The organism is Actinomadura sp. 6K520 (assembly GCF_004349245.1).
Lineage (GTDB): Bacteria > Actinomycetota > Actinomycetes > Streptosporangiales > Streptosporangiaceae > Spirillospora.
Genome location: NZ_SMLC01000203.1, coordinates 1 through 11356 on the forward strand (window position 1 = coordinate 1; position 11356 = coordinate 11356).

Genomic DNA, 11356 nt, shown 5'->3' on the forward strand with positions numbered 1-11356 from the left:
GTTCGGGGCCGGGCGGAAGGGGCGGGCACGAGGACCTGCCGGACCTCGTCTGGTTCACCCCCGGCGGCACGGAGATGGCCGACCGGGACTGGACGGCGGGCTTCAGCAAGTCGCTGAACGTGTTCCTCAACGGCGACGCGATCGGGGAGCCGGACCGGCGGGGCAGGCAGGTCAGGGACGACTCGTTCCTCCTGCTGTTCAACGCGCACGACGGGGACCTCACGTTCACCCTTCCGCCCACCGCGTACGGGCAGCTGTGGATAAAGGTGCTCGACACCGCGGACCCGCTGCTGGCCGAGGAGGAGTCGCCCGTCGTGAAGGCCCGCGAGAACGTCCCGGTCGGTGCCCGGTCCACCCAGGTGCTGCGCCGTGTCTGAGCCCGAGCCCGCCACCCCTGTACCCGCCGGCGAGGAACCGCTCCCCGGCGACCCCCCTGGTGAGGAGACCGTGTCCGAGGACCATCTGGCCGAAGCGAACACACCCGACATCCCCGTCCCCGCCGAGGACGGGCCCGCCGCACCCCCGTCCGGGACCTACCGGCTCCAGCTCCGCGGGACGCCCGAAGAGCACTTCGGCTTCGCGGAGGCCGCCGCGCTCGCCCCCTACCTGGCGACCCTCGGCGTGTCCCACGTCTACCTGTCGCCGGTCCTGGGGGCCGCGCCCGGCTCCACGCACGGCTACGACGTGGTCGACCACTCCCGCCTGGCGGACGAGCTGGGCGGCGCCGAGGCGTTCGGCGCCATGGCGGCCCGGTTCCGCGCCCACGGGCTGAGGATGCTGGTCGACGTCGTCCCGAACCACATGGCGATCCCGGAGCCGAAGGACCTGAACCTGCCGCTCACCGCCGTCCTCGCGGAGGGGCCCGCCTCGCCGTACGCCAGGTGGTTCGACATCGACTGGGAGGCGGGCGGCGGCCGGATCGTCCTGCCCGGCGAGGGCGAGCCCAACTACCGCCGGTTCTTCGACATCTCCGGCCTGATCGGGCTCCGGCAGGAGGACGCCGAGGTCTTCGAGCGCACGCACGCGCTCCTGCTGAGCCTGGTCGCCGACGGCCACGTGCACGGCCTGCGCGTCGACCATCCGGACGGGCTCGCCGACCCGCGCGGCTACCTGCGGCGGCTCGCGGAGGCGGCCCCCGGGGCGTGGCTGCTGGTCGAGAAGATCACCGAGGGGGCGGAGCGGCTGCCGCCGGACTGGCCGTGCGCGGGCACCACCGGCTACGACTCGCTCGGCATGGTCGGCGGCCTGTTCGTCGACCCGGCCGGGGAGAAGCCGCTCACCGACCACTACGTGTCGGTCACGGGAGGCCCGGCCGACTTCGCGGAGGTGAAGCACGACGCCCGCCGCCACGCCGCGACACACGGCCTGAAACCCGAGATCGACCGGCTGCTGCGCGTCCTCCAGCGGGTCGTGGGCGAGCGCCGCCCCGGCTTGGAGCGGGCCCTGGTCGAGCTGCTCATCGCCATGCCCGTCTACCGCGCCTACGTCGTGCCGGGGGAGGACGCGCCCCAGCAGGCCGTGGACGTCCTGGGCGAAGCCGCCGACCGTGCACGAGCGCATCTGCCGGCGGACCTGCACGGCGACCTGGAGACGGTCGTGGACCTCGCCCTCGGACGCGGGGACCGCACCGACGCCGAGTTCATCGTGCGGTTCCAGCAGACCTCGGCTCCGCTGTCGGCCAAGGGCGTCGAGGACACGGCGTTCTACCGGTGGAACCGCATGGCCGCGCTGAACGAGGTGGGCGGCGACCCGGCGCGCTTCTCCGTGAGCCCGGAGGACTTCCACTCGTACTGCATCAGGCTCGCCCGTGACTGGCCGTCCACGATGACGACGCTGTCCACGCACGACACCAAGCGGGAAGAGGACGTCCGGGCCTGGCTGTCGGTCCTGTCGGAGATGCCGGCCGAGTGGGCGGAGGCCGTGGACCGCTGGCGGCAGTGGGGCCCGGGCCGGTCGCCGCTGGAACCGGACCTCGAATACCTGTTCTGGCAGATGCTCGTCGGTGCGTGGCCCATCACCATCGACCGCATGCAGGAGTTCCTCACCAAGGCGATGCGCGAAGCCAAGACCCGCACTTCGTGGGTCGACGGCGATCCCGCCTACGAGGAGGCCGTCCTCGAATACGCGCGCTCCGTCCTGGCGAACCCGGACCTCGTCACCGACCTGACCGCGCTCGTGGCGAAGCTCGCGCCCTACGCGAGGGTCAACACGCTCGGGCAGAAGCTCGTCCAACTGGCGATGCCGGGCGTCCCGGACGTCTACCAGGGCTGCGAGCTGACCGGGCTGGCCCTGGTCGACCCCGACAACCGGCGCCCGGTCGACCACGGGCGGCGCCGCGAGCGCCTCCAGCGGCTCGACACCGGCCGCCCGGCCAAGGACGTGGACGACGAGAAGCTGCTGGTCACCTCGCGGACGCTGCGGCTGCGCCGGGCCAACCCCGAGTGGTTCGGGCCGGGCTCCCGGCACGAGCCGATCGCCGCCCACGGACCCGCCGCCGGGCACGTCGTCGGGTTCGCCCGCGGCGACGCGGTCGCGCTCGCCACCCGGCTCCCGGTGGGGCTGGAACGCCGCGGCGGCTGGGGCCGGACGAGGGTGGACGTCGTCCAGCAGGGCTGGCGGGACGTGCTGACCGGCTGCACGCACATGGGCCCGGTCCTGGACGCCGGCCGCGTCTTCGAGCACCTGCCCGTCGCGCTGCTCGTACCAAGGGAAATCGATCGGTGAGCCTTACATGAGATTCGAGGTCTGGGCGCCGGCCGCCGGCCGCGCGGACGTCGTTGCCGGCGGCGCACGGCACCGCATGGGCCCCCTGGAGGGACGTCCGGGCTGGTGGGGAGCCGAAGTCGCGGGCGCGGGCCACGGGACCGACTACGCCTTCGCCCTGGACGGCGCGGACGAGGCCCTGCCCGACCCGCGCTCCCCGTGGCAGCCGCACGGCGTCCACGGCCACAGCCGCGCTTACGACCACGACCGGTTCGCGTGGACGGACCAGCACTGGCACGGACGCCCGCTCGCGGGAAGCGTCCTGTACGAGATGCACGTGGGCACGTTCACGCCCGAGGGGACGTTCGACGCGGCGGCCGAGCGGCTCGACCACCTGGTGGCCCTCGGCATCGACGCGGTGGAACTGCTGCCGGTCGCCGCATTCCCGGGCCGCCACGGCTGGGGATACGACGGGGTCCACCTGTGGGCGCCGCACGAGCCGTACGGCGGCCCGGACGGGCTGAAACGCTTTGTGGACGCCGCCCATGCACGCGGCCTGGCAGTGGTCCTGGACGTCGTCTACAACCACCTGGGGCCTGACGGGAACCGCCTGGGCGACTATGGGCCGTACTTCACCAGCGCCCACGCCACGCCATGGGGCGACGCAGTGAATTTCGACCAGGAAGGGTCGGACGAGGTCCGCGCGTTCGTCGTCCAGAACGCGCTGATGTGGTTGCGCGACTACCACTTCGACGGGCTCCGCCTCGACGCCGTCCACGCCATCACCGACCACGGCGCGGTGCACATCCTCGAAGAACTGTCGCGGTCGGTGGCGGGCCTTTCCGCGCACCTTGGACGACATCTTTTCCTCATCGCGGAATCCGACCTGAACGACCCGCGCCTGGTGACGCCCAGGGAGGCAGGTGGACATGGGCTGGACGCTCAATGGAGCGACGACTTCCACCACGCCCTGCACGCCGCCCTCACCGGCGAGCGCCAGGGCTATTACTGCGACTTCGGCTCCATGGAGACGCTCAAGAAGGCGCTGACGAAGGTCTTCGTCCACGACGGGACCATGTCGACTTACCGGGGACGGCGCCACGGACGCCCGGTCGATGTCCAGGAGACGCCCGCGCACCGGTTCCTCGGCTTTCTGCAAAACCACGACCAGGTGGGTAACCGCGCCGCGGGCGACCGGATCGGCACCGTCCTGGAATCGTCTGGGATCTCCCCGTCGATGCTCAAGGTCGGTGCCGCGGTGCTCCTGCTCGCGCCGTTCACGCCCATGCTCTTCATGGGCGAGGAGTGGGGCGCGTCCACTCCGTGGTGCTACTTCACCGACCACCAGGACCCGGAACTGGCACGCGCGGTCAGCGAGGGGCGCCGCCGGGAGTTCGCGCGGCACGGCTGGACCGGCGCCGTTCCCGATCCACAGGCTGTGGACACCTACCGCGGCTCCGTCCTCGACTGGTCGGAGCCCGACCGGCCGCACCACCGCGACCTGCTCGAATGGCACCGGGCGCTGCTCGCGCTGCGCCGCTCGCGGCCCGAGCTGAACGACCCGCGGCTGACCGGGACGACCGTCGAGTGCGACGACGGCGAGGCGCGCTGGCTGATGATGCGGCGCGGCGGGGTGTGCGTGGCGGCGAACTTCGGGGCGCTGCCCGTGGTGCTCCCCGTCCCGGCTCCGGCGGCGGGCCGCCCCCGGCTGCTGCTCGCCTCGGATCCGGCAATGCGCCTGGACTTTGACATCGTGGGCGATTCCGCATCGGCGTCCGCGGGGCTGCCGGGTGCGTCGGTGGCCGTGTTCGGGTGACCCCGCGCGCCTCCCGTGCCGGGTGGGATGAGAAGTGCGTCCGGGTTTCGCCGACAAAGGCGTGTTCGTGGATGTACTACGAGTGGCAAACCGCAGGTCAAGAGCGCGGCGCATGCCGGGCAATGTTCAAGAATGGTCTTACGATCGACCCATGACCTCAGTACTGCTCGCCGAGGACGACACGTCCATCTCCGAGCCTCTCGCCCGCGCGCTGCGGCGCGAGGGGTACACCGTCGAAGTCAGCCCGGACGGCCCGCAGGCGCTGGAGCGGGCGCTCGGCGGCGGCGTGGACCTCATCGTCCTGGACCTCGGCCTTCCGGAACTGGACGGCCTGGAGGTGGCCCGGAGGGTACGGGCCGAGGGGCACGGCGTTCCCATCCTGATCCTGACCGCCAGAGCCGACGAGGTCGACACCGTCGTCGGGCTCGACGCGGGCGCCGACGACTACGTGACCAAGCCGTTCCGGCTCGCCGAGCTGCTCGCCCGGGTGCGGGCGCTGCTGCGCCGGGGCAGCACCGAGACCCCGATCGTCCAGGGGGTGCGGATCGACGCCGAGTCGCGCCGCGCCTGGATGGGCGACCACGAGCTCCAGCTGACCACCAAGGAGTTCGACCTGCTGCGCGTCCTCGTCCGGGACGCGGGCAAGGTCGTGACCCGCGAACAGATCATGCGCGAGGTGTGGGACACCAACTGGTGGGGTTCCACCAAGACGCTCGACATGCACATTTCCTGGCTGCGCCGCAAGCTCGGCGACGACGCCGGCAGCCCCCGCTACATCACGACCGTGCGGGGCGTCGGCTTCCGGTTCGAACGCGGCGACTAGCTCCGCCGCCACGGCCGGGTGAGACCACCCGGGGCCTTCCCGAGAGGCCCCGGGCGCGGTAGCGCACGTCCGTGGCCCCACCCTCGAAGGAGCCCTGATGAGGCGCCGACTCCTCCTGTCGACGCTCGCGGTGGCGGTGGTCGCGATCCTGACGCTCGGCATACCCCTCGCCTACGCCGCACACAAGCTCGTCCACGAGGAGGCCGCACGATCCCTGGACCGCGAGGCGTCCGCCATCGCCGAGGGCGTCGCGTTCAGCCTGGTGGCGCACCGGCCCGTCACCGGCGAGGTGATCGCGCGGGAGTACCCGGGGCGGCACATCTCGATCGTCCTGCCGGACGGCCGGACGCTCACCGCCGGGCCGCCGCGGGCCGGTTCCGCGCTCACGGCCACCGCGGCCCACGGCGGTATCCGGGTGCGCGTCTCGCGACCGGAGGCGGAGGTGAGCGCCGACGCGCTGCGGCTGATGCTGCTCATCGGCAGCCTCGCGCTGCTCGGCGTCGCCGTCACCGTCGGCCTGGCGATGGTGCAGGCCCGCAAGCTGACGGTGCCGCTGGTCGACCTCGCCGAGACCGCCGACCGGCTCGGCAGCGGCAACGCCCGGCCGCGCCGCCGCCGCTACGGCATCCCGGAGGTCGACCGGGTCGCCGAGGTCCTGGACCGCAGCGCCGTCCGGATCGCCGACCTGCTGGCCAACAGCCGCGAGTTCGCCTCCGACGCCAGCCACCAGCTCCGCACCCCGCTGACCGCGCTGTCCATGCGGCTGGAGGAGATGATCGACGCCGCCGACTACCCGGACGTCGTCCGGGAGGAGGGCGCGGCGGCCGTCGCGCAGACCGAGCGTCTCGTCGCGGTCGTCGAGCAGTTACTGTCGCGCGCCCGGCACGACCGGACGGGCGCCGCCGTCGCCGCGCCCATCGACGAGATCATCGCGCAGCAGGTCGAGGAGTGGCGGCCCATCTTCCGGCGGGCCGGCCGGGACGTGCGGATCGTCGGGGAGCGCGACCTCGTCGGCATGACCAACCCGGAGGGCCTCTCCCAGATCGTCGCGACGCTGCTCGACAACTCGCTCATGCACGGCGCGGGCACCGTGACCATCCGCACCAGGCCCTACGCGAGCTCGGTGCTGGTCGAGGTCGGCGACGAGGGCGAGGGCATCCCGCCCGAGCTGGAGCCGCGGATCTTCGAGCGGAGCATCAGCGGGGGCCGCGGCACCGGGCTCGGTCTCTACCTGGCGCGCTCCCTGGCCACGGTGGACGGCAACCGGCTGGAGCTGATCCAGGCGCGCCCGGCGGTGTTCGGCGTCCACCTCCGCCAGGTCGCCGAGGTCCGCCTCGCCGAGGAACGCGTCGTGATGGGGCCCGCCTAGATCTCGGCCAGGTTCCCGGCCTAGATCTCGGCGTAGTCCTCGGCGGGGCGGTGACCGAGGCGGGGGGACGGGGCGGCGTGGCCGTTCGCCCGGTGGATGCCGGGCCCTTCGGAGGCGGGCTCGGGCGGCGCCTCCGGCAGCCCGGACGCCGGGTCGACCGGCGGCGCGCTCGCCGGCAGGAACACCCACTTCTTGTACGACCAGAAGCGGAACAGCGAGGCGACCCCGGTGCCGACGATCAGCGAGGCGTTGTACGAGATCGGCCCGGAGAGCCCCAGCACGTAGTGCGTGAAGCCGATGAACAGCTCGGTGATGACCAGGCCGACGCCGTTCAGCGCGAAGAACAGCACGTACTCGCGGCCGAGCCCGGTGCGGTCGCGGTGCCGGAACGTCCAGTAGCGGTTCGCCAGGTACGCGAACGTCGTCGCGACGATCGTGGCGACGCCGTTGGACGTCAGCGGGCCGACGCCCATCCCGCTGTGCAGCCCGTTGCCGATCACGACCGTGATGACGAACGCGACGGCGCCCACGCTGCCGAACTTCGCGAGTTCGCGCACGAGGTGCTCGAACTGCCGATGGAGATTCGCGACCAGGCTCACGAAGGGGAACCGTCCTTCCGGACTTCGGCGGTGCGCCGCGGCCGACGGCGCGGCGGCTACTGCGGAGGCATCACGAGAATAGACGCCTGTCGCCCCGGAGACGTCGGAACATGAACGTTTCACACTGTCCGTGCGTTCCTTGCCCATTGTCGGGTGGCCCACACACCGTACGACGCCGCGGGCACGTGAATCGTTCATCCGGCCCGCCCGATAGCCTTCTGACGTGACAGAACCACCTCAGCGAGCACCTCAGCGCCGGGGGGTGCCCGTCGTCGGGATGGCGGGCGGCGGGCAGCTGGCCCGGATGACGCAGCAGGCGGCGATCGGGCTCGGCGTGCCGCTGCGCGTGCTCACCGGGGCGCCGGACGACGCGGCGGCCAAGGCCGTGTCCGACGTCCTGGTCGGCGACGACCGCGCCCTCGACGACCTCACGGCTTTCGCCGAGGGCTGCGACGTCGTGACGTTCGACCACGAGCACGTCCCCGGCCCGCACATCCGGGAACTGGAGGCCGCGGGCAAGGCGTGCCGTCCCGGGTCGGCCGCCCTCGCGCACGCCCAGGACAAACTCGTCATGCGCGACCGGCTCGGCAAGCTGGGCGTCCCGTGTCCGGCCTACGCGCACGTCCCCCCGTCGGAACCGCTGGAGTTCCTGGACGGGTTCGCCGCAGAGCACGGGTGGCCGGTCGTCCTCAAGGCCACCCGCGGCGGTTACGACGGCAAAGGCGTCTGGATCGTCAAAGATCCGGACGCGGCGGGCGACCTCGTCCGGCGGCTGCTGGGGAAGGGCGTCGACCTCCTGGCCGAGCAGCACGTCCCGTTCCGGCGGGAGCTGGCGGCGCTCGTCGCGCGCTCCCCGTACGGGCAGGGCGCCGCGTACCCGGTCGTGGAGACCGTCCAGGAGGGCGGCATCTGCACCGAAGTGATCTCGCCGGCGCCGGGCCTGCCGGGGGACCTGGCCGCAGAGGCGCAGCGCCTCGCCCTGAGCATCGCGGGGGACCTCGGCGTCGTCGGCCTCCTCGCGGTCGAGCTGTTCGAGACCGGCGAGGGGCTGCTGGTGAACGAGCTGGCGATGCGCCCGCACAACTCCGGGCACTGGACGATCGAGGGCGCCCGGACATCGCAGTTCGAGCAGCACCTGCGGGCCGTCCTCGACCTGCCCCTCGGTTCGACCGAGCCCACCGCCCCCTGCACGGTCATGGCCAACGTGCTCGGCGGGGACGACCCGGACGTCTACTCCCGCTACTTCCACGTGATGGCCCACGACCCGGGCGTCAAGGTGCACATGTACGGCAAGGAGCCGCGGCCGGGCCGCAAGATCGGCCACGTGACCGCGCTCGGCGACGACCTCGCGGACGTCCGCGCACGCGCCCGCCACGCCGCGGACTACCTGCGGTGGGGACCTGAGATGAAGGAGAGCACTTGAGCGCACCCGTGGTCGGCGTGGTGATGGGCAGCGACTCGGACTGGCCGGTGATGAAGGGCGCCGCCGAGGCGCTCGCGGAGTTCGGCGTCCCCCACGAGGCCGACGTCGTGTCCGCGCACCGGATGCCGCACGACATGATCGCCTACGGGGAGGACGCGGCGGCCCGCGGCCTCCGCGTGATCATCGCGGGCGCGGGCGGTGCCGCCCACCTGCCGGGCATGCTCGCGTCGGTGACGCCGCTGCCGGTGATCGGCGTGCCCGTCCCGCTGAAGTACCTGGACGGGATGGACTCGCTGCTCTCGATCGTGCAGATGCCCGCCGGGGTGCCGGTCGCCACGGTCGCGGTGGGGGCCGCCCGCAACGCGGGGCTGCTGGCCGTCCGCATCCTGGCCGCGTCCGACGACGAGCTGCGGGCGAAGATGAAGGTCTTCCAGCAGGACCTCTACGGGCAGGCCAAGGCGAAGGGCGCGCGGCTGCGGGAGAGCCGCTGAGCGTCGCCCGCCGGAGCCGCCGGGCGCCGGGGCCGGGCCGTCAGCGCCGCAGGGCCCACTCGACCGCCGGGCAGCGGTCCATGACGACGTCGAGCCCGGCGTCCCGCGCGCGCCGCGCCGCCGCCTCGTCGATCACCTGGAGCGGCAGCCACACCGCCTTCGCGCCCGCCGCGATCGCCTCGTCCACCACCGCACCGGCGTGCTCGGCGCGGCGGTAGACGCCCACGACGTCCACGCTCCCGGCGTCGGGGATCTCGGCCAGGGACGCGTAGCTCCGCTCGCCGAGGACCTCCCGCGCCGCCGGATGCACGGGGATGATCCGCTTCCCCCGCTGCTGCAGCAGCCGCGCCTGGTTGTGGACCTCGCGCGCGGGGTTGTCGCCGAGCCCGACGAACGCCCACGTCCCGGACTCGTTGAGCAGCCGCCGGATCACGTCCGGGTCGGCGAATGCATCAGACATGTTCATGACAACGGCGCCCGTGCCCGGTTGCTTCCCGTCCGGGCCGCCGTGCAGGGCCGCTCGTGACGCCGCCGTTCAGGGGCGCCGTCACGGACGGCCGAGGGCCCGGTAGGTCCAGCCCGCGGCGCGCCACTCCTCGGGGTCCAGGGCGTTGCGCCCGTCCACGATGTTGCGCTCGGCGACGGCCTCCGCGAGCGAGTCCGGGTCCATGTCCCGGAACTCGGCCCACTCGGTCAGCAGCAGCACGACGTGGGCGCCGCGCGCCGCGGACAGGGCCGAGTCGCCGTACTCCAGGGTCGGGTGGGCGCGGCGGGCGTTCCCCATGGCCTGCGGGTCGTACACGGTCACCTCGCCGCCCTGCGCGCGTATGGACGCCGCCACGTCCAGGGCCGGGGAGTCGCGGACGTCGTCGGAGTTCGGCTTGAACGCCGCGCCGAGGACCCCCACCGTCCGCCCGGCGAACGAACCGCCGAGCATCTGCCGGGCCAGATCCACCATCCGGATCCGCCGCCGGATGTTGATCTCGTCGACCTCGCGCAGGAACGTCAGCGCCTGGTCGGCGCCCAGTTCCCCGGCGCGGGCCATGAACGCGCGGATGTCCTTCGGCAGGCAGCCGCCGCCGAAGCCGAGCCCGGGGCCGAGGAACTTGCCGCCGATCCGGTCGTCGTAGGACAGCGCCTCCGAGAGCTTCGTCACGTCGGCGTGCGCCGCCTCGCAGACCTCCGCCATCGCGTTGATGAAGGAGATCTTGGTGGCGAGGAACGCGTTGGCCGACACCTTGACCAGTTCCGCGGTCGGGTAGTCGCAGGTGATGAACGGGGTGCCGTGCGCGATCATCGACCGGTAGATCTCCCGCAGTACCTTCTCCGCGTGCTCGGCGGCGTGCTGGTCCGCGGGCAGCCCGGCGACGATCCGGTCCGGGTGCAGGGTGTCCTGGACGGCGAAGCCCTCCCGCAGGAACTCGGGGTTCCAGGCGAGCACGGCGTCACCGCCCACCGGGGCCGTCCGCGCCATCGTCTCGGCCAGCCGCGCCGCGGTCCCGACCGGCACGGTGGACTTGCCGACGACCACGCAGGGCCGCTCCAGCAGGGGCGCGAGCGTGTTGATCGCGTCGTTCACGTAGCCGAGGTCGGCCGCGTACTCCCCGGCCTTCTGCGGGGTCCCGACGCACAGGAAGTGCACGTCGCCGAACTCCGCGGCCTCCTTGTAGGACGACGTGAACCGCAGCCGCCCGCTCTCCAGCCCCCGGCGCAGCACGGGTTCCAGACCCGGCTCGAAGAACGGCAGGTCGCCGGCCGCCAGCCGGGCGATCCGCTCCTCGTCCACGTCGAGGCCGAGCACCTCGAACCCCAGGTCGGCCATGCAGGCCGCGTGGGTGGCGCCGAGGTACCCCGTTCCGATGACCGTCAGCCGGTAGGACAAGGCCGGCTCCTCTCGCTTCGCTGTCGCCGCCAAGTGGCTTGTTCTCCAAGGTGCCCGCTGCGGGCGGCTCCGTGCTCCGGCCGCGCGTGTCTACTGGCCGGTAGCATTCGGGCCATGAGTGCTGACTTTCCCATGTACGCGCCGTCTGCGGAGCATGAGCTGCTGCGGCGGACGGTGCGTGAGCTGGCCGATGCCAGGATCGCTCCTTTCGCGGCGGAGGTGGACGAGGAGTCGCGGTTCCCGCAGGAGG

Annotated in this window: 10 protein-coding genes and 1 pseudogene; 8 read left to right on the plus strand and 3 right to left on the minus strand. The window is 72.7% G+C overall.

Annotated features, from left to right (window positions below):
• From E1289_RS32485 to E1289_RS32505, 5 genes and pseudogenes are all read left to right on the plus strand, one after another.
• Positions 1-377, plus strand: a pseudogene (locus tag E1289_RS32485) (glycogen debranching enzyme); the annotation flags it as partial.
• Positions 370-2724, plus strand: a complete 2355-nt coding sequence (gene treY, locus E1289_RS32490; RefSeq protein ID WP_207929294.1) for a malto-oligosyltrehalose synthase — start codon at positions 370-372, stop codon at positions 2722-2724. The pseudogene E1289_RS32485 and the gene treY, both read left to right, overlap by 8 nt.
• Positions 2725-2731: 7 nt before the next feature.
• Positions 2732-4519, plus strand: coding sequence for a malto-oligosyltrehalose trehalohydrolase (gene treZ / locus E1289_RS32495; RefSeq protein WP_131987112.1), 1788 nt, complete (start codon positions 2732-2734; stop codon positions 4517-4519).
• A 151-nt stretch (positions 4520-4670) separates the two neighbouring features.
• Positions 4671-5342 carry a response regulator transcription factor gene (locus tag E1289_RS32500; protein ID WP_131951643.1) on the plus strand — a complete coding sequence of 224 codons (672 nt, stop codon included), beginning with the start codon at positions 4671-4673 and terminating at the stop codon, positions 5340-5342.
• Between the two features lie 97 nt (positions 5343-5439).
• Entirely contained in the window at positions 5440-6711 is a 1272-nt protein-coding gene (locus E1289_RS32505; protein ID WP_131987114.1) for an ATP-binding protein, read from the plus strand.
• A 20-nt stretch (positions 6712-6731) separates the two neighbouring features.
• Here E1289_RS32505 and E1289_RS32510 read toward each other — a convergent pair whose 3' ends face one another.
• Positions 6732-7310: a GtrA family protein gene (locus E1289_RS32510; RefSeq protein ID WP_243713295.1), complete on the minus strand. Its 579-nt coding sequence runs from the start codon at positions 7308-7310 to the stop codon at positions 6732-6734.
• Positions 7311-7533: 223 nt separating this feature from the next.
• On the opposite strand from E1289_RS32510, the gene E1289_RS32515 reads away from it, so the two are divergent.
• The gene (locus tag E1289_RS32515) at positions 7534-8733 is read left to right on the plus strand and encodes a 5-(carboxyamino)imidazole ribonucleotide synthase (RefSeq protein WP_279488328.1); all 1200 of its coding nucleotides are present in this window, start codon (positions 7534-7536) and stop codon (positions 8731-8733) included.
• A 23-nt stretch (positions 8734-8756) separates the two neighbouring features.
• Positions 8757-9224, plus strand: coding sequence for a 5-(carboxyamino)imidazole ribonucleotide mutase (purE, locus tag E1289_RS32520; protein ID WP_131987126.1), 468 nt, complete (start codon positions 8757-8759; stop codon positions 9222-9224).
• Positions 9225-9264: 40 nt separating this feature from the next.
• Here the strand turns inward: purE and E1289_RS32525 are convergent, their stop codons facing one another.
• A complete protein-coding gene (locus E1289_RS32525; RefSeq protein ID WP_131987116.1) occupies positions 9265-9684 on the minus strand; it encodes a CoA-binding protein in 420 nt (139 codons plus the stop codon).
• 87 nt (positions 9685-9771) lie between these two features.
• On the minus strand, positions 9772-11106 hold the full coding sequence (locus E1289_RS32530; RefSeq protein ID WP_131987118.1) for a UDP-glucose/GDP-mannose dehydrogenase family protein: 1335 nt from the start codon (positions 11104-11106) through the stop codon (positions 9772-9774).
• Between the two features lie 132 nt (positions 11107-11238).
• On the opposite strand from E1289_RS32530, the gene E1289_RS40365 reads away from it, so the two are divergent.
• A partial coding sequence (locus E1289_RS40365; protein WP_243713165.1) for an acyl-CoA dehydrogenase family protein occupies positions 11239-11356 on the plus strand: 118 nt, incomplete at its 3' end.